This window comes from Nocardiopsis sediminis (assembly GCF_042650565.1).
Lineage (GTDB): Bacteria > Actinomycetota > Actinomycetes > Streptosporangiales > Streptosporangiaceae > Nocardiopsis_B > Nocardiopsis_B sediminis.
Genome location: NZ_JBHSBH010000013.1, coordinates 53,209 through 74,234, shown reverse-complemented (window position 1 = coordinate 74,234; position 21,026 = coordinate 53,209). Strand labels below are relative to the sequence as shown.

Below are 21,026 nucleotides of genomic sequence, written 5' to 3'. Positions count from 1 at the left end.
GACGGCAGGGCCCGTTCCCGCGGCCTCGCCCGGCGCCTCCGCGCACGCAGAAGGGGCCGCCCCCGGAGGGGGCGGCCCCTGGGCCGGGCTATGGGGGCGCTCAGCCCCAGATGAGGGCGGTCGTCTTGGGGTCCTCCAGCATCGCGCCGACGTCGCGCAGGACCTTGGAGCCCAGTTCGCCGTCGACCAGGCGGTGGTCGAAGGAGAGCGACAGGGTGGTGACCTTGCGCACCGCCAGCTCCCCCTTGTGCACCCACGGCAGGTCGCGGATCTGCCCGCAGGCGAGAATGGCGGCTTCACCCGGGTTGAGGATGGGGGTCCCCGCGTCGACGCCGAACACGCCGATGTTGGTGACGGTGATGGTGCCGCCGCTCATATCGGCCGGGGCGGTCCGGCCCGCGCGGGCGGTGGCGGTGAGTTCCTGGAGGTCGGCCGCCAGCTGCGGGAGCGCCTTGGCGTGGGCGTCCTTGATGTTGGGGACGACCAGCCCGCGCTCCGTCGCCGCCGCGATCCCCAGGTTGACGTAGTGCTTGACGACGATCTCCTGCGCGTCGTCGTCCCACGAGGCGTTGACCTCCGGGTACCTGCGCACGGCGGTGAGCAGCGCGCGGGCGACGAGCAGCAGCGGCGAGACCTTGAGCCCGGCGAACTCCGGGCGTTCGCGCAGCTTGCGCACGGCCTTCATCGTCTTGGTGACGTCGACCTGGAGGAACTCGGTGGCGTGCGGTGCGGTGAAGGCACTGTGCACCATCGCCGCCGCGGTGTGCTTGCGCACGCCCTTGATCGGGGTGCGGGTCTCGCGCGCGCCCGTCGCCGGTGCCCCCACCGGTTCGGGGGCGGCCGGGGCCTCCTCCGCGGCCGGCGGCGCGGCGGGCTCCGCGGCCCGCTGGACGTCGTCGCGGGTGATGACCCCGCCCTTGCCCGTGGGGGCGACCGACCGCAGGTCGACCCCGAGGTCCTTGGCGAGCTTGCGCACCGGGGGCTTGGCGAGCACCGTCACCGCACCGCCGTTGACCGCCGCGACAGGCGCGGCCGACGGTGCGGAGGCCACCGGGGCGGCGGGGGCCTCGGGCGCGGACCGCCGTACCAGCGCGGGGGCCTCAGGGACGGGCTGCTGCGCCCGCTCCGAAGCCGCGTCGCCCGCCTGCGCGGCGGCACCGCCACCGCGCTCCGCGTCCCCGGTAGCCGAGGCACCGGGGCGCCGGCGCGGGCGCCGCCGGGTCGAGGCGGCCTTCTCGCCGTAGCCCACGAGCGGCTTCTCGCGGACCTCCTCGGGCTCGCCGACGGTGTCGCCCCCCGTTCCGTCGTCGACGGAGATGATCGGGGTGCCGACGTCGACCGTCCGCCCCGCCTCCACGAGCACCGCGTGCACCGTCCCGGCGTAGGGGCTGGGCAGCTCCACAGCGGCCTTGGCGGTCTCGATCTCGCAGATCACCTGATTGATGGCGACTTCGTCGCCGGGTTGCACGAACCATTGCAGGATCTCCGCGTCGACCAGACCCTCGCCGACGTCGGGCAGCCGGAATTCCCGCACACCTCGCTGAACCGTGTTCACCTGTTCGCCTGCCTCCCTGAATCCCGGTTGCCCTAGAACGCGAACGCGCGGTCGACGCCGTCGAGTACCCGGTCCAGGTCGGGCAGGTAGTGCTCCTCCAGCCGGGACTGCGGGTAGGGGGTGTCGAACGCGCCGACCCTGATGACGGGGGCCTCCAGGTGGTAGAAGCAGGACTCGGTGATCCGCGCGGCGATCTCGGCGCCCACGCCGTGGCTGACGGGCGCCTCGTGGGTGACCACCAGGCGGCCGGTGCGGCGCACGGACTCCTCGACGGTGTCGTAGTCGACGGGCGCGAGCGAGCGCAGGTCGATGACCTCGATGTCGTGGTCGGGGTCGGCCTCGGCGGCCTGGAGGGCGGTCTTGACCATGGGGCCGTAGGCGAGCAGCGTGATGTCGGTGCCGGGGCGGGCCACGCGCGCCGCGCCCATGGGCGCGGCCGACCCGAGGCCGGCCTCGGTGTCGATGTCGGCCTTGTCGTAGTAGCGGCGCTTGGGCTCGAAGAACACCACGGGGTCGTCGGAGACGATCGCCTGCTGGATCATCCAGTAGGCGTCCACGGCGTTGGCGACCGTGACGACCCGCAGCCCGGCGGTGTGGGCGAAGTACGCCTCGGGGGACTCGCTGTGGTGCTCGACCGCGCCGATCCCGCCGCCGTAGGGGATGCGCACGACGACCGGGATGCTCAAGGCCCCCTCGGAGCGGCGCCGCAACTTGGCGAGCTGGGTGAAGGTCTGGTTGGTGGCGGGGAAGAAGAAGCCGTCGAACTGGATCTCGCACACCGGGCGGTAGCCGCGCAGCGCCAGGCCGATGGCGGTGCCGATGATGCCCGACTCCGCGAGGGGGGTGTCGATGACGCGGTCGGCGCCGAAGTCCTTGTAGAGCTGGTCGGTCACACGGAACACGCCGCCCAGCTTGCCGACGTCCTCGCCCATGACCAGCACCTTGGGGTCGTTCTCCATGGCGCGGCGCAGGCCCGCGTTGATCGCCTTGCCGATCGTGAGGGTGGTCATGGCTTACCGGGCCCCTTCCGCGGCGGCGTCCTCGAAGGAGGCCAGGTAGTCGGCGAACTCCGCGCGCTGGCGTTCGATGTGGACGTTGGGCTCCGCGTAGACCTCGCGGAAGATGTCCAGCGGCTCGGGGTCGGGCAGCGCGCGGCACTCGCGGCGCACGTCCTCGCCGAGGCGGTCGGCCTCGTCGTCGATCGCGCCGAAGAAAGCGTCGTCGGCGAGCCCCTCGCCCTCCAGGTAGGCGCGCACCCGCGTGATGGGGTCCTTGGCCTTCCACTCCTCCAGCTCAGCCGAGACGCGGTAGCGGGTGGGGTCGTCGTTGGTGGTGTGGGCGCCCATGCGGTAGGTGAACGCCTCGATCAGGGTCGGGCCCTGCCCCTCGCGGGCGTGCTGGAGCGCGGCGCGGGTGACCGCCAGCGAGGCGAAGACGTCGTTGCCGTCGATCCGCACTCCGGGGAAGCCGAACCCGGCGGCGCGGCGGTAGAGCGGCCCTCGGGCCTGGCGCTCGCCGGGAGCGGAGATGGCCCACTGGTTGTTCTGGCAGAAGAAGACGACGGGGGCGTTGTTCACCGCGGCGAAGTTGAACGCCTCGTTGGTGTCGCCCTGGCTGGTGGCGCCGTCGCCGAAGTAGGTGATGACCGCGGTGCCGTCGTCGCCGACCGCGCCGTCGCGCTGCACGCCCATGGCATAGCCGGTGGCGTGCAGGGTCTGCGCTCCGATGACGATGGTGTAGAGGTGGAAGTTGTGCTCGTGGGGGTCCCACCCGCCGTTGGTGGTCCCGCGCCAGGTGCTGAGCAGGGACCGCGGCTCGACGCCGCGGCACCACGCCACGCCGTGCTCACGGTAGGAGGGGAAGGCCACGTCGTCGGGGCGCAGGGCGCGCCCGGAGCCGATCTGCGCCGCTTCCTGGCCCAGCAGCGAGGCCCACAGGCCCAGTTCGCCCTGGCGCTGGAGCGCCACCGCCTCGGTGTCGATGCGGCGCACGAGCACGAGGTCGCGGTAGAGGGCGCGGACGTCTTCGGCGCTGATGTCGAGCGGGTAGTCGGGGTGGTCCTTCAGCTTCCCATCGGGGGTCAGGAGCTGGACGAGCTCCGGTTCCTCATGCGCGGTGTTGTTCGACACCTGTCGCTCCTCGGGTTCTCAGGGCCGACTTCGCGGGGTGCCGCTGATCGGCCGGATCTCTGCCCGATCACCCGGGGTAACGGGTTCGCACGGGCAGCCCTACCGACATCGTGACAGAACTCACCACGTTCGGCGCAAGCCCTCAGCGGCACCTTTTCGGCTGTCGCCTCATGATCCCTGAGAACCCGGAAAGCGCAACTACCAGGACTTCCAAGCATTTTCAAGGCCGTCCGAGGAAAAATTCGGACGTCCGACGAATGGCGGGCGCGGGCCCGCGCGCTTCCGGGAACGGTGACGGAGCAACGGGGAGAAGGTCACCGTGTGTAGCGGAGTCGCGAGACTCCGGCCGGCGGGGCCGCACGGCCCGGCGCGCCGGCGGGGCGGGGGCGCCACCGCCCCTCGCGGGGGCGGCCCTTAGGCCGCCACGGCGAACCCGCGCTCGCGGGCGTAGTCCGCGAGCTGCTCGCGCAGCTGCCGGCGGGCGCGGTGCAGACGCGACATCACGGTGCCCAGCGGCGTGCCCATGCGGGCCGCCACCTCCTTGTAGGAGTAGCCCTCGATGTCGATGAGGTAGACGACGAGCCGGAACTCCTCCGGCAGCTGCGCCAGCGCCTGGCGGATGGCGAAGTCGGGCAGGTGGTCGAGCACCTCGGTCTCGGCCGAGCGCGACCCGGAGGAGGCGTGGGTCTCGGCCGCCGCGAGCTGCCAGTCCTTGATCTCGTCGGTGGAGTCCTGGCGCGGCTCGCGCTGCTTCTTGCGGTAGCCGTTGATGAAAGTGTTGGTGAGGATGCGGTAGAGCCAGGCCCGCAGGTTGGTCCCGGCGCGGAACTGGTGGAAGTTCGCGAACGCCTTGGCGAAGGTCTCCTGGACCAGGTCCTCGGCGTCGGCGGTGTTGCGGGTCATGCGCAGCGCGGTCGGGTACAGCTGGTCCGCGTACGGCGTGACGGCCGTGACGAAGTCCAGGTCCTGGGTCTCCGTCTCCGCGCTCTCGCGCTGTCGTTCGATGGTCGCCAAATTTCCCCCTTAGGGACGACCTGATGATGCGCTTCTCTCTGATAGACGTATGGAACGCCGCTTGTTGATGTCTCCGACCTACGTGATGAGTGTCACGAAAGGCCGGATCTTGTCCCGGGGCACGTGAAGGTGCGGTAAAGAACCCCTTGCGATCCCCGCCGGTCGGCGGCATGTGCGCAGGTGTCGTACGCTTTCCCTGCTCCTTCCCAGGCATGCGGAAGGCGCCAGCCCGTGGCAGTGAAGTGCGGCACACAACTGTGGAGGACCCGTGGCCCGCGTCGTCGTTGACGTCATGCTCAAGCCGGAGATCCTGGACCCCCAGGGGCAGGCGATCGTGGGTGCCTGCGGGCGCCTCGGATTCGACGGCATCGACCAGGTCCGCCAGGGCAAGCGCTTCGAGGTCGAGGTCGACGGCGAGGTCGACGACGCCAAGCTGGCCGACGTCCGGCGCCTTGCCGAAACACTACTCGCCAACCCCGTCATCGAGGACTTCGACCTCCGCGTCGAGTAGCCCCTGCATCGGCCCCTACCTGCCCCATGTCCACTTCAGGACGGTTTCGCCGGACCTTCCTCGGGAACTCTCCCCAGAGAGAAGACACGCTCGTGGGGGACTGTTGCCAATGGACGTGAGATTCGAGATCGCACTCCCACGCGAGGCCTACACCGTCGCCGTCATGCGGGACTTCCTCGGCGAGGCGCTTCGCGCGAACGGGATCTGCGACGACTGCGCATTCAAGATCCAGCTGGCGGCGTCGGAGGCGTGCAGCAACGCCGTCGACCACGGCGCTCCCGCCCGGGAGTACACGGTCAGCACACACCTCGACTCCCGGACGTGCGTCTTGGAGATCAGCCATAGCGGGCCCGCGTTCAGCGCGGCCACGGTGCCCCTCCCGGCACTCGATTCCGAGTCGGGCAGGGGCATTCTCATGATGCGGGAGCTGGTCGACGAGGTCGCCTTCCACGGCGCGGGCGACGGCCGCACCACCGTGCGGCTGAGCACGCACCTGCGACACGGGCTCGACTCCGCGGAGCAGGGCCGGCCGGAGGTCGTTCTGTGCTGAGTCAGCACCTCATGTATCCGCGCCTGTAGGGGCGCGGAAACCGCCGCCGGGTGTATCCGCACCTGGCGGCGCCGGGAGGCGAGGTCAGAGGGTAACCTCGTGTGCGGAAGCGTCGGCCGCGACGGCCGCCTCCGCCCCGACTCCCGCCGACCTCCTTCGGAGAGTGCCCATGACAGCCCGTGTGGGCGTCGTCACCTTCCCCGGTTCCCTCGACGACAGGGACGCCGCACGCGCGGTCCGCATCGCCGGAGCCGAACCGGTCGCCCTCTGGCACGGCGACGCCGACCTCAAGGGTGTCGACGCCGTGGTCCTGCCCGGCGGCTTCTCCTACGGCGACTACCTCCGCTGCGGCGCGATCGCGCGGTTCGCACCCATCATGACCGAGCTGGTGCCGGCCGCCGCGTCGGGCAACCTGCCGGTCCTGGGGATCTGCAACGGCTTCCAGATCCTCTGCGAGAGCCACCTGCTGCCCGGCGCGCTCACCCGCAACCGGTCGCTGCACTTCATCAACCGCGACCAGGTGCTGCGCATCGAGGCCACCGGTACCGCGTGGACCAACCGCTACACCCCCGGCCAGGAGATCCTGGTCGTCCTCAAGAGCGGCGAGGGCAACTACGTCGCCGACCCCGGCACCCTCGACGAGCTCGAGGCCGCCGGCCGGATCGTGGCCCGCTACGCCGGCACCGCCCCCAACGGGTCGCAGCGCGACATCGCGGGGGTCACCAACGAGCACGGCAACGTCGTCGGGCTCATGCCGCACCCCGAGCACGCCGTCGAGGCGCTGACCGGCCCCTCGACCGACGGCCTGGGGTTCTTCACCTCACTTCTGGCGCACCTGGCCGAGGGCTCCCCGCTGGCGGGCGCCCCGACCGGCTGACCCACCCGACCCCGCGACACCCCTGGGGGGCGTTCCCACGATGCTGGCCCTGCTGCGCTCACGGGCGACCATGTACATCACGGCCGCGCTGGTGACCCTCGGCCTGGTGGCAACGGGGGCGGTCGGCCTGTTCAACGCGTTGAACGCCCCGCCGCAGCCCGACCCCGCCGCCGGAGCCGGCGAAACCCCCTCGGGGGCTCCCGCGCCGCCGCTCGACGCCATCGGCGAGGCGCCGGGCGGTGCCGCCTACTCCGATCTCGGCGAGCAGTGCCAGAACGGCGAGTGCTACCGGCTCGTGGGCATCACCGCCGAGGACGACTCCGCCGACGCCACCGAGATGATCGACACCGTCTACGGCCACCTGCTCGACGAGGGGTGGGCGCGGGTCCCGCCCCCGGGTGTGGAGGACGTCGACGACGTGCCGATGGCCGAGAGCTACCTGACCAACGGCAGCGTCCTGCTCCAGGGCAGCACCGACCCCTTCGTCCAAGGCTCCACGGCGGGGCTGATGCTCGGCCACGCCCAGGAACCCGTTCCGTGACCCGCCGGGCCCAGAAACACCGCCCGGACCACCGCGCATGAACAGCACCAGCACCCCGAACGGACACCGCATGCCCGAATCAGCACGGCTCGACACGGTCAGGACGGCCGAGAGCACACCGGAGGCCCCGCAGCCCTACGCCGAGCTCGGCATGGCCGATGACGAGTACGCGCGGGTCCGCGAGATCCTGGGCCGCCGCCCCACGGCCGCCGAGCTGGCCATCTACTCGGTCATGTGGAGCGAGCACTGCTCCTACAAGAGCTCCAAGGTGCACTTGCGCCAGTTCGGCGAGAAGGCGCCCGAGAACGACGCGCTGCTCGTCGGCATGGGCGAGAACGCCGGGGTGGTCGACGTCGGCGACGGCCACGCCGTCACCTTCAAGATCGAGTCGCACAACCACCCCTCCTACGTCGAGCCGCATCAGGGCGCGGCCACCGGGGTCGGCGGCATCGTCCGCGACATCCTCACCATGGGCGCCCGGCCCATCGCCGTCATGGACGCGCTGCGCTTCGGCCCGGTCGACGCCCCCGACACCCGCCGGGTCCTGCCCGGCGTGGTCTCGGGCATCTCGTTCTACGGCAACTGCCTGGGCCTGCCCAACATCGGCGGCGAGCTGGGCTTCGCCCCCGGGTATGCGGGCAACCCACTGGTCAACGCCTTGTGCGTGGGCGTCCTGAAGCACGAGGACATCAAGCTCGCCCAGGCCCCCGGCCCGGGCAACAAGGTCGTGCTCTTCGGCGCCACCACGGGCCCCGACGGGATCGGCGGCGCCTCGGTGCTGGCCAGCGCCACCTTCGACGACGAGAGCCAGGCCAAGCGGCCCAGCGTCCAGGTCGGCGACCCGTTCATGGAGAAGCTGCTCATCGAGTGCAGCCTTGAGCTGTTCGCGAAGGACCTCGTGGTCGGGATCCAGGACCTCGGCGCCGCCGGCGTCTCCTGCGCCACCACCGAGTTGGCCGCGGGCGGCACCGGCGGGATGCGCATCGAGCTGGACCGGGTGCCGCTGCGCGACTCCCGGCTCACGCCCGAGGAGATCCTGATGAGCGAGTCGCAGGAGCGCATGATGGCGATCGTCGAGCCCGGCCGGCTCGACGACTTCATGGCCACCTGCGGCAAGTGGAACATCCTGGCCACCGTGATCGGCGAGGTCACCGACGTCACCGCCGACGAGGCCGCCCGCGGCGGCCGGCTGGTCATGACCTGGCACGGCGAGACCGTGGTCGACCTGCCGCCGCGCACCGCCTCCGACGAGGGCCCGGTCTATCAGCGGCCCTACGCCCGGCCCGGCCACCAGGACGACCTTCAGGCCGACAGCCCCGGCCGGCTCGACCGGCCCAAGTCCGACGACGAGCTGCGCGACCACGTCCTGCGCGTCCTGGCCGCCCCCGGTGTCTGCGACGCCACGTGGGTCACCCAGCAGTACGACCGCTACGTCATGGGCAACACCGTGCTGGCCACCCCGAACGACGGCGGGATGGTGCGGATCCGCGACGACGCCGACCGGGGGATCGCGCTGGCCACCGACGGCAACGGCCGCTACACCCGGCTCGACCCCTACACCGGCACCCAGCTGGCCTTCGCCGAGGCCTACCGCAACGTCGCCGCAACGGGCGCCCGCCCGCTCGCGGTGACCAACTGCCTGAACTTCGGGTCCCCGGAGGACCCCGCGGTGATGTGGCAGTTCGCCGAGTCCACCCGCGGCCTGGCCGACGCCTGCCAGGAGCTGGGGACCCCCGTCACCGGCGGCAACGTCAGCTTCTACAACCAGACCGGCGACGTCGCGATCAACCCGACCCCCGTCATCGGCGTCCTGGGCGTCATCGACGACGTCAACGACCGGCTGACCACCGCATTCACCCCCGACACCGACGGCGCCAAGATCTTCCTGCTCGGCACCACGCGCGACGAGCTGGGCGGCTCGGTGTGGGCCGAAACCGTGCACGGCCACCTGGGCGGGCTGCCCCCCGAGGTGGACCTCGCGGCCGAGGCGGCGCTGGGCGAGGTGCTGGCCGGGGCCGCCGAGTACGGGGTGGCAGCGGCGGCGCACGACCTGTCCGACGGCGGCCTCGCGGTGGCCCTGGCGGAATCGGCGATGCGCGGGGGGACCGGCTGCTCCGTGCGGGTCGACGACCCGTTCGTCTCCCTGTTCAGCGAGTCCGCGGGGCGCGCCGTCGTGGCCGTCCGCCCCGATGCCGAGGCGGCGTTCACCGAGCTGTGCCTGCGCCACGGCGTCCCGGCCGCCGAGATCGGCACGGTCGGCGGGCGTGCGCTGTCGGTGCGCCACCCCGAGGGCGGTTTCGACATCGAGCTGGCCGACCTGCGCGCCACCTACGAGGCGACCCTGCCGGCGGTGTTCGACGCCGAGTAGGCGAATGGCCTCACATACGACGGCCGTGGCCCGGCTCCCCATCGGGGGTCCGGGCCACGGCCGTCCGTCGTCAGAGGTGTTGTGGGGTCATTCGTCGTCGCGGCGGGCCTCGGGGTCGGTGGCGGGGCGGCCGTCGTCGTCCACCAGGGGCTCGGCCTCCAGCTCCTCGTGCTGGCGGGTGGGCCGGTTGGCCTGCTGGACGCTGTGGAACTCCTTGCGCATGTCGTCGTCGACCTTGGCGCTGTGCTTGTCGCTTCCGCGTTCCATCGCTCCGTCCCCCTTCGATGATCTGCGGTGATCCCTCGGAGACCGCTCGCTACCCGGCCGGGCCGCAGCCCAAACACACGGCGCGCGCCCCGCATGGGCCGTGCCGTCGCGGGCAGTGGGCGGCCATGGGCCGCGAGAGGCACCAGGGAGGTGAAGCCGGGCCGCCACCCGCCACGGGCGGCGGACCCGCACGCCATGGAACTCGGATTCCTCGAACCTCTGTACCGCGCGACCGGCCCGGTCGCCACCGTCTACCTCGACACCACGCGCGGCGCGTCCGACGCCCCGCACGCGATAAGCCTGCGCTGGCGGGCGCTGCGTGAAGGGCTGAAGGACCGGGGCGCCGATGAGGCGACCTTGAGGGCCCTCGACGGCGCAGTGGGCGGTGCGGCCGGCGTGCCGGGCCCCCAGGGCGAGGCGCTGTTCGCGGCCGGCGGCGAGCTGGTCGCGGCCTACACCCTGTCGAAGCCGCCGGCACAGGACCGTGCGTCGTGGTGGCCGGTCGCCGACCCGATCGAACTGGTGGCCGACCTCGACGACGCGCTCGCCTACGTGTTCGTCGCCGCCGGCCGTTCGGGCGCCGACATCCACGCCTACCCGGAGCACGGCGGCCCCGCCCAGGAGCGGCACTTCAACGGGGCGACCCTGCACATCAGCAGGGTGCGCGGGGGCGGCCGGCGGCAAAGGCGCCACCGCCGCCGCGCCGAAGGGGTGTGGTCCGACGACGCCGCCGCGACGGCCCGCGAGGTCGAGAAGGCGGTGGACGAGGTCGGCGCCGGGGTGGTCTTCCTCGGCGGCGACGAGCGCGCGGCCGGTCTGCTCCGTGACCACCTGTCGGAGCGCACCCGGCGGGTGCTGGTCGAGGTGCGGGCGGGCGGCCGCGGCGGCCCCGGCGCGATGGCCGAGCTGCGCAGCGTGGTGGAGCAGGGGCTGCGGGAGACCGCCGTGGCGCTGCGCGCCGGGGTGGTGCTGGACTTCCTCGGCGACCTGGAGCACCCAGGCCTCGCCGTCCAGGGGTTCGCCGACACCGCGGCGGCGCTGCGGTCAGGCGGGGTGGGGCGGCTGCTGCTGAGCGCCGACCGCCGAGATGAGCCCACCCTGTGGGCGTCGACCTCCGACCCGCTGGAGCTGGCGCGGACCCGCGCCGAACTCACCGAGCCCGAGGAGGCGCTGGAGGCCCCGGCGAGCGCGCTGCTCCTGCGCGCCGCCCAGGCCACGCGCTCGGCGTTCACCCTCCTCCCGGAGCAGGGTGACGCCGACAATGGGGCGGGGGCACTGCTGCGCTTCTCACCGGTCAGGGGGTGAGCGCGGAACAGGGGCCACGGACGAGCGGAGGAGGGGACATGCGTCGCGGACGGCTGAAAGGGCCTTTGGGCAGCCACGAGCGTCCGGCCAGCCCATTGGGGTTCCGGCTGGTCCTGGCCGTGTTCGGGGCGGTGGTCCTGCTCGTGGGCACGGTGCTGGCGATCGTGTGGGCGCACTCGGTGCCGCTCGCCATCGTCTTGGGGGCCGGCACCCTCGCGGCCTGCCTCAACGTGTACTGGGTCGGCCGGCGGCTGCGCCACGAGCGCTGACCCCCGCCGACCACCGGAAGGCGGCGCCCGCCGGGTCCCGTTGTTCCTGCCCAGAACGGGGATGTGCAGGAACCTCGGTGCCCTGGCCGCGGCGCCGCCGGTGCCGATGGTCGCGGGAGATCAGCGGGAAAGGGACATCAGTTCGTCCACCCCCTCCACAATGCGGTCGAACGCCTCCGGCCAGGTCTCCTCGCCGTCCCCTGTGGGGGCGAAGGGATCCTGTTCCTGTGCCGGTGGGAACGCGTCCTGTTCGGGATCCAGGGGATCGTCGACGTCATTCACCGCTTCAACGGATTCGCAGTCGGCGCCGCCGCGGAGAGGGCAGAGGACGGAGTCGAGGAACGACGCCGCCTTTTGCGGAAGGCCGAAGACCACCGCAGCCACCACCATCACCATGAACAGCACGAATTTCACCTGGAATCCGCCCGAATCGGCGCGCTGCACCCGTCGCACGCCTTGTCCTCCCCACTGCGTGGGCGATGCCATGAAGGCCCGACTCCACCATCCTGGGTGCGGCCCCTTGGGAGTGCACAGGGCCCCCGGGCCCAATTCCGGGCTCACATTCGCCCGGGCACGTGTACATCCCGGCCCGCATGGGAAAAGGGCGGCCCACCGGCACCGGACGCGGCGCTCCGCGCTCAGCTCAGCGGGGCAGGTACTTCGCCGACGCCTCGGCGTGGCGCTCGCGCAGGCCGGGGGTGGGCGGCGCCTCGTAGGACTCCGCCGCACCGGCGGGGTCGGCCCACTGCGGCGGGGCGTCCGCGCCGCTCAGGACCCAGGCGGCCTGCCGGGCGGCGCCGTCGGCGACGCGCTCGCCGGGCGCCGGAGCCAGCACCGGGACGCCGAACACCGCGGGGGCGATCCGGCGCACCGCCTCGGACCGGGCCGCGCCGCCGATCAGCCGCACGCCCTCGGCGTGCACCCCCTGGGCGGCCAGCGCCTCCAGGCCGACCGCGAGCCCGCTGAGCATCCCCTCGACCGCGGCGCGCGCCAGGTTCTCCCGGGTGGAGTTGGCCAGGGTGAGGCCGTGCAGGGCGCCGGTCGCATCGGGCAGGTCGGGTGTGCGCTCGCCCTCCAGGTAGGGGACGAACGTGAGCCCCTCGGCCCCGGGCGGCGCGGCGAGGGCGAGGTCGCTCAGCTCGCCGAGGCCCACACCGAGCATCCGTGCGGCGGCGTCGAGGACCCGGGCGGCGTTGAGCGTGCAGACCAGGGGCAGGAACGCGCCGGTCGCGTCGGAGAACCCGGCGACCACCCCGGTGGGGTCGGCGGCGCGGTGCTCCGAGCGCGCGAACACGGTGCCCGACGTGCCCAGCGACACCACCACGTCGCCGCCCGCGTCCAGGCCGAGCGACGCCGCCGCGTTGTCGCCGGCTCCGGGGCCGATCAGAACGCCGCCGGGGCCCGGGCGGGCGGCGGCGGGCGCGGCGACCTCGGGCAGCAGCGCATCGTGGCCGAGCGCGCGAACGAGCAGGTCGCGGCGGTAGGTGTCCGAGCGGCCGTCGAAGTAGCCGGTGCCCGATGCGTCGGACCGGTCGGTGGCGAGGTCGGCGAGGTCGGTGGAGCCCGACAGCTTCCAGGTCAGCCAGTCGTGCGGCAGGCAGACGGCCGCGGTGCGCGCGGCGTTGCCCGGCTCGTGCTCGGCGAGCCAGCGCAGCTTGGTGACGGTGAACGAGGCCACCGGCACCAGGCCGACGGCGTCGGCCCAGTGGTCCGCGCCCAGTTCGGCGACGAGGTCGGCGGCGGCCTGTGCCGAGCGCGTGTCGTTCCACAGCAGCGCCGGGCGGACGACGGCGCCGTCCTCGTCCAGGCAGACCATGCCGTGCTGCTGGCCGGCGATGCTGATGGCGTCGACGCCGTCGAGCCCGCCCGCTTCGTCGAGGGCCTTCTGGAGCGCCGCCCACCAGTGGGCGGGGTCGGTCTCGGTCCCGTCCGGGTGGTCGGCCCGCCCGCTGCGCACCGGCCGCCCGGTCGAGCCGTCCCGGATGACGACCTTGCACGACTGGGTCGAGGAGTCCACACCGGCGACAAGTCCCATGGCCGTCCGCCACCAATCCGCTGTCCGCGTCCGCTCACACCACGCCCGGGTCCCGGCAGCCGGTCGCCCGGCGAGGCCCGGTCCGGCACCGGGGCCGCGCCGCGCGCCATGAGGTGGCCGCGCCGTTCCACCGCAGAGGCGGGCGAATCGGTCCGGTACCGACATGTGCATTGGAGCACACCGCGCCGCCGTGCGCACCTCCGCCCCTGGGGCGGGATCAGCGAGGCGCCAGGGCCCGCGCGGCGGCGGCGTCGGTCACCAGCGTGGAGATCAGGCCGGTCTTCAGGGCCACGCCGATCGCCTCGGCCTTGTGGGCTCCCCCGGCGACGGCGATGACCTCGGGCACGCGGCGCAGCTGGTCCGCGCTGACGCTGAGCACCCGCTCGTCGAGCTCGGTGCGGACCTGGGCGCCGTCGGCGTCGAAGAGCTGCGCCGAGATTTCGGCGCGCACCCCCAGCTCGGTGCAGCGTTCGCGTACCGCGGGGTCGAGGCTCTCGAAGACGGTCGAGGACCGCTCGTCCCATCCGCCGATGGCGACGACGGCCGTGGTCAACCGGTCGAAGTGGGCGAACGCGGCGGCGATGCCGGGGTCGGCGCGCAGGGTGCGCGCGGTCGCGGCGTCGGGGAGGATCAGCGGCGCATAGACGGGGTAGGCGGGGCCGCCCGAGAGCCGGGCCGCGTGGCGTACCGTCTCGACCGAGCCGGCGGTGTCGGAGCGCGCGGACAGCACGCCGTTGAGCTGCACGGTGGTGCAGCGGGCCAGCCGGGTCAGTTCGGCCCCCATGACCTGGAGGGTCCGGCCCCAGGCCAGGCCGAGGACGTCGTCGGCGGTGACGATCTCGCCCAGCAGGTCGGCCGCGACCGCGCCCATCTGCTGCCGGCTGTGGACGGGGTCGTCCGATGCCGACACCACGATGGCGCGGCGCAGCCCGTAGGCGTCGCGCAGCCGGTCGGAGAGCTCGGCGTCGAGCCGGGCGGGCAGGCGGATGTCAATGCGCACGATGCCGCTCTCGCGCGCGGTCTCCAGCGCCCGCGCGACCTTGAAGCGGCTCAGTCCGAACTCCTCGCCGATCTCGACCTTGGAGCGCCCGTCGAGGTAGAAGCGCCGGGCGATCGCCGACACGAGCACCAGCTCCGCCGGACCCTTGACCAGGGACTTCTCGGTGCCCGCCGATGCCCCGGCGCCGTCGTCGGGCGGCCCGCCCACCGGATCGCTCATGTGAGTCCAATCATGCTCATCCGTGAATCATACGTTGACATTCCGCTTCCCGCGGGCTTTCAATGAGCTGAATCACATGTGTGACCCCATCGCTCATATGAGCAAGCCCCGGATGGCGGTGGGGCCCGAACCATGACGTGAGGAGCCGCTGTGCGCGCAGCGATCATCGAGCAGCCTGGAAAGATCGGCGTCGGGGAGCGCCCCGACCCCACCCCTGCCGCAGACGGGGTCGTCATCCAGGTGGGCGCCTGCGGGATCTGCGGCACCGACCTGCACATCGCCGACGGCGAGTTCCCGCCCAGCCCCTACCCGCTGGTGCCCGGCCACGAGTTCGCCGGCGAGATCGTCGCGGTCGGCTCCGACGCCCCCGGCGGCCTGCGGGTGGGCGACCGGGTCGCCGTCGACCCGTCGCTCTTCTGCGGCCACTGCTCGTTCTGCCGGGCCGGCCGCGGGAACCTGTGCGCCAACTGGGGCGCGATCGGCGACACCGTCGACGGCGCGTTCGCCGAGTACGTCGCCGCCCCCGCGGTCAACTGCCACCGGATGCCCGAAGGGATGACCTTCCGCGAGGCCGCCATCGTCGAGCCCCTCTCCTGCGCGGTGCACGGCGTGCACCGCATCGGGGTCCACGCCGGCGAGCGCTTCCTGCTCATCGGCGCCGGCACCATGGGCCTGCTGCTCCTCCAGCTCCTGCGCAAGGGCGGCGCCGACGTCACCGTGGTCGACCGCAACGCCGAGCGGCTGAAGACCGCCGCCGCGCTCGGGGCGGCCGCGACCGCCACCGACGTCGCCGCGCTGGACGGCGAGCAGTTCGACGCCGCCGCCGACGCCACGGGCGCACCGCAGGCCATCGAGGCCGCGTTCGGCGCGCTGCGCCGCGGCGGGCGGCTGCTCGTCTTCGGCGTCGCCGCGGCCGACGCCCGCGTGGACCTGTCCCCGTTCCGCATCTACAACGACGAGATCACCGTCGTCGGCTCCATGGCCGTCCTCAACAGCTACGGCGCCGCCCTGGACCTGATCGGCTCGGGGACCGTCCAAACCGAGCCGCTGCTCAGCCACGCCTTCCCGCTCGCCGACTTCCCCTCGGCGCTGGACCTGATGCGGTCCGGGGCGGGCGTGAAGGTCCAGGTCGTGCCTTCGGGCGACACCTTCCGGTAACGGGCGCCACCCGATGAACCCCCGAGGAGGACCGACCCGATGCGCACCCTGATGCGCCCGGCCGCCGCGCTGGGATCGGCCGCGCTACTGCTGACCGGCTGCGCCGGAGCCGGCGCGCTGTCCGGCTCCGGCGACGGCACCCGCCTGGTGATCGCCATCGTCGCCAACCCGCAGATGCAGGACGCGATCTCGCTGCGGTCGGAGTTCACCGCCGAGAACCCCGGCATCGAGCTCGACTTCGTCGCCCTGCCCGAGAACGAGGCCCGCGCCAAGATCACCACCTCCATCGCGACAGGTGGCGGCGAGTTCGACGCGGTCATGATCAGCAACTACGAGACCCGGCAATGGGCCGAGTACGGCTGGCTGGAGAACCTCCAGCCCTACATCGACGCCACCGACGGCTACGACGACGCCGACTTCATCCCCTCGATCCGCGAGGACCTCTCCTACCAGGACGACATGTACTCGGTCCCCTTCTACGGGGAGTCCTCCTTCGTCGCCTACCGCCGCGACCTGTTCGAGCAGGCCGGGGTGGAGATGCCGGAGCAGCCCACCTGGGCGGAGATCGCCCGGCTGGCGGCCGAGCTGGACGACCCCGAAGCCGGGGTCTCCGGCATCTGCCTGCGCGGGCTCGCCGGCTGGGGCGAGGTCCTGAGCCCGTTCAACAGCGTGCTCAACACCTTCGGCGGGCGCTGGTACGACGAGGACTGGAACGCACAGCTGGAGTCCCCGGAGTTCCGCGAGGCGGCCGAGTTCTACGTCGACCTGGTCCGTGAGCACGGCCAGCCCGGCGCCGCCGCCAGCGGGTTCGGCGACTGCCTGAACCAGTACAGCCAGGGCAACTCCGCCATGTTCTACGACTCCACCGCGATGGTCAGCACCACCGAGGACCCCGACTCCAGCACGGTCGTCGGCGACAGCGGCTACGTGGCCGCCCCGGTCGCCGAGACCGCCTACGGGGGCTGGCTCTACACCTGGTCCCTGGGCATCCCCGCGACCTCCGAGAACAAGGACGAGGCGTGGCGGTTCCTGTCCTGGATGACCGACAAGGACTACATCCAGACCGTGGGCGAGACCTACGGCTGGCAGCGCGTCCCGCCCGGCAACCGGCAGTCGACCTTCGAGATCGAGGAGTACGCGCAGGCCGCGGACGCCTACGCCGAGCCCATGCTGGCGGGCATCGAGAACGCCGACCCCGAGAACCCCTCGGCACGCCCGGTCCCCTACACCGGCATCGGCTTCCTGGCCATCCCCGAATTCCAGGACCTGGGCACCCGGGTGAGCCAGCAGCTCAGCGCCGCCATCGCGGGCCGGATCAGCGTCGACGAGGCCCTGGAGCAGAGCCAGCGCTACGCCCAGAGCGTCGGCGACACCTACGCGGAGGAGGGCCAATGAGCAGCGCTGCGACCGCTGTGCCCCGCCGGGCCGCGGCGGCGGCCGGACGGCGCTCCGGCGACTGGTCCCGCCGCGCCCCACTGCTGCCGGCACTGGTGTTCATGCTGGTCGTGACCCAGCTGCCGTTCCTGTTCACGGTGTTCTACTCGGTGCAGTCGTGGAACCTGCTGCGCCCGGGCTCCCGGTCGTTCGTGGGCCTGGCCAACTACGCGGCCGTGTTCACCGACGCGCAGTTCCTCACCGCGGCGCTGAACACCATCCTGATCACCGCGTCGTGCGTCCTGGTGGCCATGGTGCTGGGCATCGGCCTGGCCCTGCTGCTGGACCGCAGGTTCCTCGGCCGGGGGGTGGTGCGCACCCTGCTCATCACCCCGTTCCTGATCCTGCCGGTGGCCACCGCTCTGCTGTGGAAGAACATCATGTTCGACCCGGTGTTCGGCCTGGTCGGCTTCCTGCTCACCCCGTTCGGGCTGGGCGGCACCGACTGGGTCTCGCAGTACCCGGTGGTGTCCGTGGTGACCGCGCTGGTCTGGCAGTGGACCCCGTTCATGATGCTGCTGGTGCTGGCGGGCCTCCAGAGCCAGGGCCGCGACGTCATCGAGGCCGGCCAGGTCGACGGCGCGAGCCGGTGGCAGATGTTCGTCTCGATCACCCTGCCGCACCTGCGCCGCTACATCGAGCTGGGCGTGCTCTTGGGGTCGATCTACGTGGTCAACACGTTCGACGCGATCTACATGATGACCCAGGGCGGGCCCGGGACGGCCAGCTCCAACCTGCCGTTCTACATCTACCAGCGGGCATTCCTGGGCTTCGACATCGGCCAGTCCGCCGCAATGGGGGTCGTGGTGGTCGTGGGCACGATCATCGTCGCGACCCTCGCGCTGCGCCTCATCTTCCGCTCGTTCATGTCCGCCCAGGAGGGGATCTCGTGACCACCGCAGCCCCCGCACGCGCGGCAGCCGGCACCGGGCCCGCGCCCCGCCGGACGCCGGCCCCGGCCCGGCGGCGCCGCGACGGCGCCCGCGGGGCGGCGCTCACCGTGCTCACCTGGGCGATCGGCCTGGTGTTCGTCTCGCCCGCGCTATGGCTGGTCATGACGGCGTTCAAGCAGGAGAGCGACGCCGTGACGACCCCGCCCCGGGTGCTGTTCGCGCCGACCCTGGACCAGTTCCGCGCGGTGATCGGCGCCGACTTCCTGCCCTACCTGGGCAACTCGGCGATCGCCACGCTCTTCTCCACCGCGCTGGTGCTGGCCCTGGGGGTCCCGGCCGCCTACGCGCTGTCGGTCCGGCCCATCCGGCGCACCCGCGACGCGCTGTTCTTCTTCATCTCCACCAAGATGCTGCCGGTGGTGGCGGTGGTCGTGCCGCTGTACGTGGCCGCCGCCCAGGTCGCGATGCTGGACAACATCTGGACGCTGGTCATCCTCTACACCGCCATGAACCTGCCGATCGCGGTGTGGATGCTGCGCTCGTTCTTCCTGGAAGTGCCCAAGGGGGTGGTCGAGGCCGCGCAGATGGAGGGCGCCGGCCTGGCCCGGGTGCTGTGGTCGGTGATGCTGCCGATCATGGCCCCCGGCATCGCCGCCACCGCCCTGATCTGCACGATCTTCTCCTGGAACGAGTTCTTCTTCGCGGTGAACCTGACCGCCGCGCAGGCGGCGACGGTCCCGGTGTTCATGGTCGGCTTCATGACCAGCGAGGGGCTCTTCCTGGCCCAGCTGTCGGCCGCCGCCACGCTGGTGTCGCTGCCGATCGTCATCGTCGGCTGGATCGCCCAGCGGCAGCTCGTGCGCGGCCTGTCCATGGGCGCGGTGAAGTAGCGGCCACCCGGCCGCTGCGGCGTGCGCCGCAGCGGCCGGGGCGGCCTGTCAGCGGTCGGCGCTGGCGGGCAGCCACGGACGCCACGTCTCGGGGTTCGCCTCGACCCAGGCCGCGGCGGCGTCCTGCGGGTCCATCCCCTGGTCGGCGATCATCTTCGCGACCGCGTTCTGGTCGTCGTTGGTCCACTGCCAGTTGCTCAGCAGCTCATAGGCCGGGCCGCCCTCCTCCGCGAACCCCGTGCGGAAGATCTTGTTGAGGTCGTAGGAGGGGTAGTCGCAGGCCACGTCCGTGAGGTCGGCGTCGCAGCCGTCGGTGTACTCGGGGAACTCCACGTGCACGAGGTCGAGCTCCTCGAAGAGCCACTGGGGCTCGTAGAAGTAGAAGAGCACGGGCTCCTCGGCGGCGTACCTCTGGCGCACCTCGGTGATCTGCGCGGCCTCCGATCCGGCGTAGACGATCTCCAGGTCGAGGCCGAAGTGGTCGATCATGCCCTGGTCCTGGGTGACGAACGCCGGGTCGCCCGCGAGGAACTGCCCGGTCTCGCCGCCGGTCTCGGGGGTCGCGAAGATGGCGGAGTGCTCCTTCACCCCCTCCACGGTGTCGATCCCGGGGTACTGCTCCACCAGATAGCGGGGCACGTACCAGCCGAGCGTCCCGTCATTGCCGGTGGAACCGCCGTCGACGACGGAGCCGTTGCCCTCGGGGCCGTAGAGCTCCATCAGGTCCTCGTGGCCCCAGTTCTCCACGACCATGTCGACCGCGCCCTGGTCCATGGCCTGCCAGGAGGGCTGTTCGTCGACCCGCACCAGCTGGACCTGGTAGCCCAGCTCATCCTCCAGCAGCGTCTGGAGCACGGCGGCGCTGGCCTCGTAGCCCACCCACCCGTTGAGGGCGATGCGCACGGTGTCGGGGTCGCGCAGCATCGACGTCGTGCGCACGGCGCACGACGACACGAGCGCGACCGCGAGCGCAACGGCGGTGGCGCGCACCAGCGCGGAGCGCAGCCGGCGCCCCCGCCTCGGCGCGGGCCTCGCACGGCCGGCGGCGGAGGCCGGGCCCATCGGCGTCGCGTCATCCATGGCTGCTCCGTCCCTGGGTCACCCGGTCGAGGGCCAGGCCGAGGCAGACGATCGCCACCCCTGAGGTGAGGCCGAGCCCGAGTTGGTTCTGCTTGAGGCCGAACACGACGTCGTAGCCGAGGGATCCGGCGCCGACCAGGGCGCCCATGACCACCATCGCGAGGACCATCATGATCCCCTGGTTCACCGCGAGCAGCAGCGACGACCGCGCCAGCGGGAGCTGCACCTTCGTGAGGATCTGGGTGCCGGTGGAGCCCTGCGACACCGCCGCCTCCACCGCTCCCGCGGGCACCCCGCGGATCCCGTCGTTGACCAGCCGGATCACCGGCGGCAGCGCGAAGATGACCGCGGCCGCGAGAGCGGGGACCCGCCCGATGCCGAACAGCGCGACCGCGGGGATCAGGTAGACGAAGGGCGGCAGGGTCTGCATCGCGTCCAGGACCGGACGCAGGACGGCGGCGAGCGCGTCGCTGCGCGCCGCGAGGATCCCGATGAGCACGCCGATCGCGACCGTGACGGCCGCCGCCACCAGCACCTGGGAGAGGGTGTCCATGCTGTTGTCCCAGACCCCCAGCAGACCGGTGGCCGCGATCGCGGCGCCCGAGGTGACCGCGGTGCGCCACCCGCCGAAGACCGCGCCGAACGCGGCCGCGGCCAGCACCACCAGCCACCAGGGCGACCCGGTGAGCACGGTGCTGAGCGGGTTGAGCACCCATTGCAGCAGCAGGTCGCCGGATGCGGCGGTGGCGCCGCCGATCGCCCCCTGCACGGCGTCGTTGGCGGTGTTGAGGGGGCCCGCGACGGTCACCGACCACGCATCGGGCCAGGACGTCGCGCCGGCCGCGTGCGCCGCAGCGGTGGCCGCGGCCACGGCGGCGGGGTTCTCGGGGACGGGCAGCGTGTAGCGGGGCACGATGTAGCGGGGGGTGCC

At 72.4% G+C, this 21,026-nt stretch carries 21 protein-coding genes; 11 read left to right on the top strand and 10 right to left on the bottom strand.

Features of this window, described 5'->3' with window-relative positions; translation table 11 throughout:
- Positions 1 to 100: 100 nt before the first annotated feature.
- The 4 genes from ACFOVU_RS20505 to ACFOVU_RS20490 form a co-directional block, all read right to left on the bottom strand.
- Positions 101 to 1,555: a dihydrolipoamide acetyltransferase family protein gene (locus tag ACFOVU_RS20505; RefSeq protein WP_378536074.1), complete on the bottom strand. Its 1,455-nt coding sequence runs from the start codon at positions 1,553 to 1,555 to the stop codon at positions 101 to 103.
- A 32-nt stretch (positions 1,556 to 1,587) separates the two neighbouring features.
- Entirely contained in the window at positions 1,588 to 2,565 is a 978-nt protein-coding gene (locus ACFOVU_RS20500; protein WP_378536072.1) for an alpha-ketoacid dehydrogenase subunit beta, read from the bottom strand.
- A gap of 3 nt (positions 2,566 to 2,568) precedes the next feature.
- On the bottom strand, positions 2,569 to 3,684 hold the full coding sequence (pdhA, locus tag ACFOVU_RS20495; RefSeq protein WP_378536070.1) for a pyruvate dehydrogenase (acetyl-transferring) E1 component subunit alpha: 1,116 nt from the start codon (positions 3,682 to 3,684) through the stop codon (positions 2,569 to 2,571).
- A gap of 414 nt (positions 3,685 to 4,098) precedes the next feature.
- On the bottom strand, positions 4,099 to 4,698 hold the full coding sequence (locus ACFOVU_RS20490; protein ID WP_378536068.1) for a sigma-70 family RNA polymerase sigma factor: 600 nt from the start codon (positions 4,696 to 4,698) through the stop codon (positions 4,099 to 4,101).
- 268 nt (positions 4,699 to 4,966) lie between these two features.
- Here ACFOVU_RS20490 and purS point away from each other — a divergent pair, with 268 nt between their 5' ends.
- From purS to purL, 5 genes are all read left to right on the top strand, one after another.
- A complete protein-coding gene (gene purS, locus ACFOVU_RS20485; protein WP_378536067.1) occupies positions 4,967 to 5,209 on the top strand; it encodes a phosphoribosylformylglycinamidine synthase subunit PurS in 243 nt (80 codons plus the stop codon).
- A gap of 109 nt (positions 5,210 to 5,318) precedes the next feature.
- Positions 5,319 to 5,759, top strand: coding sequence for an ATP-binding protein (locus ACFOVU_RS20480; RefSeq protein ID WP_378536065.1), 441 nt, complete (start codon positions 5,319 to 5,321; stop codon positions 5,757 to 5,759).
- A gap of 169 nt (positions 5,760 to 5,928) precedes the next feature.
- Positions 5,929 to 6,636, top strand: coding sequence for a phosphoribosylformylglycinamidine synthase subunit PurQ (gene purQ, locus ACFOVU_RS20475; RefSeq protein WP_378536063.1), 708 nt, complete (start codon positions 5,929 to 5,931; stop codon positions 6,634 to 6,636).
- A gap of 40 nt (positions 6,637 to 6,676) precedes the next feature.
- Positions 6,677 to 7,177 (top strand): hypothetical protein, encoded by a 501-nt coding sequence (locus tag ACFOVU_RS20470; protein WP_378536061.1) that lies wholly within the window; start codon positions 6,677 to 6,679, stop codon positions 7,175 to 7,177.
- 70 nt (positions 7,178 to 7,247) lie between these two features.
- The gene (gene purL / locus ACFOVU_RS20465) at positions 7,248 to 9,545 is read left to right on the top strand and encodes a phosphoribosylformylglycinamidine synthase subunit PurL (protein ID WP_378536059.1); all 2,298 of its coding nucleotides are present in this window, start codon (positions 7,248 to 7,250) and stop codon (positions 9,543 to 9,545) included.
- Between the two features lie 87 nt (positions 9,546 to 9,632).
- Here purL and ACFOVU_RS20460 read toward each other — a convergent pair whose 3' ends face one another.
- Positions 9,633 to 9,812 carry a hypothetical protein gene (locus ACFOVU_RS20460; protein WP_378536056.1) on the bottom strand — a complete coding sequence of 60 codons (180 nt, stop codon included), beginning with the start codon at positions 9,810 to 9,812 and terminating at the stop codon, positions 9,633 to 9,635.
- A 195-nt stretch (positions 9,813 to 10,007) separates the two neighbouring features.
- On the opposite strand from ACFOVU_RS20460, the gene ACFOVU_RS20455 reads away from it, so the two are divergent.
- Complete coding sequence (locus ACFOVU_RS20455) at positions 10,008 to 11,117, top strand: baeRF2 domain-containing protein (RefSeq protein WP_378536054.1); 1,110 nt, start codon at positions 10,008 to 10,010, stop codon at positions 11,115 to 11,117.
- Between the two features lie 38 nt (positions 11,118 to 11,155).
- On the top strand, positions 11,156 to 11,386 hold the full coding sequence (locus ACFOVU_RS20450; RefSeq protein WP_378536052.1) for a hypothetical protein: 231 nt from the start codon (positions 11,156 to 11,158) through the stop codon (positions 11,384 to 11,386).
- Positions 11,387 to 11,506: 120 nt separating this feature from the next.
- Here the strand turns inward: ACFOVU_RS20450 and ACFOVU_RS20445 are convergent, their stop codons facing one another.
- From ACFOVU_RS20445 to ACFOVU_RS20435, 3 genes are all read right to left on the bottom strand, one after another.
- Complete coding sequence (locus ACFOVU_RS20445) at positions 11,507 to 11,839, bottom strand: hypothetical protein (protein WP_378536050.1); 333 nt, start codon at positions 11,837 to 11,839, stop codon at positions 11,507 to 11,509.
- A gap of 190 nt (positions 11,840 to 12,029) precedes the next feature.
- Positions 12,030 to 13,421 carry a xylulokinase gene (xylB, locus tag ACFOVU_RS20440; protein ID WP_378536048.1) on the bottom strand — a complete coding sequence of 464 codons (1,392 nt, stop codon included), beginning with the start codon at positions 13,419 to 13,421 and terminating at the stop codon, positions 12,030 to 12,032.
- A gap of 217 nt (positions 13,422 to 13,638) precedes the next feature.
- Positions 13,639 to 14,553, bottom strand: coding sequence for a sugar-binding transcriptional regulator (locus tag ACFOVU_RS20435; protein WP_378536469.1), 915 nt, complete (start codon positions 14,551 to 14,553; stop codon positions 13,639 to 13,641).
- Between the two features lie 237 nt (positions 14,554 to 14,790).
- On the opposite strand from ACFOVU_RS20435, the gene ACFOVU_RS20430 reads away from it, so the two are divergent.
- The 4 genes from ACFOVU_RS20430 to ACFOVU_RS20415 are packed head-to-tail and all read left to right on the top strand — an operon-like array spanning position 14,791 to position 19,015.
- On the top strand, positions 14,791 to 15,798 hold the full coding sequence (locus tag ACFOVU_RS20430; protein ID WP_378536046.1) for a zinc-dependent alcohol dehydrogenase family protein: 1,008 nt from the start codon (positions 14,791 to 14,793) through the stop codon (positions 15,796 to 15,798).
- Positions 15,799 to 15,837: 39 nt separating this feature from the next.
- Positions 15,838 to 17,193: an ABC transporter substrate-binding protein gene (locus tag ACFOVU_RS20425; RefSeq protein WP_378536044.1), complete on the top strand. Its 1,356-nt coding sequence runs from the start codon at positions 15,838 to 15,840 to the stop codon at positions 17,191 to 17,193.
- Entirely contained in the window at positions 17,190 to 18,125 is a 936-nt protein-coding gene (locus tag ACFOVU_RS20420) for a carbohydrate ABC transporter permease (protein ID WP_378536042.1), read from the top strand. Before ACFOVU_RS20425 ends, ACFOVU_RS20420 begins: the two co-directional genes overlap by 4 nt.
- Positions 18,122 to 19,015: a carbohydrate ABC transporter permease gene (locus ACFOVU_RS20415; protein WP_378536040.1), complete on the top strand. Its 894-nt coding sequence runs from the start codon at positions 18,122 to 18,124 to the stop codon at positions 19,013 to 19,015. Before ACFOVU_RS20420 ends, ACFOVU_RS20415 begins: the two co-directional genes overlap by 4 nt.
- Positions 19,016 to 19,063: 48 nt before the next feature.
- Here ACFOVU_RS20415 and ACFOVU_RS20410 read toward each other — a convergent pair whose 3' ends face one another.
- On the bottom strand, positions 19,064 to 20,077 hold the full coding sequence (locus ACFOVU_RS20410; RefSeq protein ID WP_378536467.1) for an ABC transporter substrate-binding protein: 1,014 nt from the start codon (positions 20,075 to 20,077) through the stop codon (positions 19,064 to 19,066).
- 10 nt (positions 20,078 to 20,087) lie between these two features.
- A partial coding sequence (locus tag ACFOVU_RS20405) for an ABC transporter permease (RefSeq protein WP_378536038.1) occupies positions 20,088 to 21,026 on the bottom strand: 939 nt, incomplete at its 5' end.

Coding starts and splice junctions, on each gene's coding strand:
- ACFOVU_RS20420 (WP_378536042.1), top strand. CDS start 17,190: ATGAGCAGCGCTGCGACCGCTGTGCCCCGCCGGGCCGCGGCGGCGGCC.
- ACFOVU_RS20450 (WP_378536052.1), top strand. CDS start 11,156: ATGCGTCGCGGACGGCTGAAAGGGCCTTTGGGCAGCCACGAGCGTCCG.
- ACFOVU_RS20455 (WP_378536054.1), top strand. CDS start 10,008: ATGGAACTCGGATTCCTCGAACCTCTGTACCGCGCGACCGGCCCGGTC.
- ACFOVU_RS20460 (WP_378536056.1), bottom strand. CDS start 9,812: ATGGAACGCGGAAGCGACAAGCACAGCGCCAAGGTCGACGACGACATG.
- ACFOVU_RS20410 (WP_378536467.1), bottom strand. CDS start 20,077: ATGGGCCCGGCCTCCGCCGCCGGCCGTGCGAGGCCCGCGCCGAGGCGG.
- ACFOVU_RS20425 (WP_378536044.1), top strand. CDS start 15,838: ATGCGCACCCTGATGCGCCCGGCCGCCGCGCTGGGATCGGCCGCGCTA.
- purQ (WP_378536063.1), top strand. CDS start 5,929: ATGACAGCCCGTGTGGGCGTCGTCACCTTCCCCGGTTCCCTCGACGAC.
- ACFOVU_RS20480 (WP_378536065.1), top strand. CDS start 5,319: ATGGACGTGAGATTCGAGATCGCACTCCCACGCGAGGCCTACACCGTC.
- purL (WP_378536059.1), top strand. CDS start 7,248: ATGCCCGAATCAGCACGGCTCGACACGGTCAGGACGGCCGAGAGCACA.
- xylB (WP_378536048.1), bottom strand. CDS start 13,421: ATGGGACTTGTCGCCGGTGTGGACTCCTCGACCCAGTCGTGCAAGGTC.
- ACFOVU_RS20470 (WP_378536061.1), top strand. CDS start 6,677: ATGCTGGCCCTGCTGCGCTCACGGGCGACCATGTACATCACGGCCGCG.
- ACFOVU_RS20500 (WP_378536072.1), bottom strand. CDS start 2,565: ATGACCACCCTCACGATCGGCAAGGCGATCAACGCGGGCCTGCGCCGC.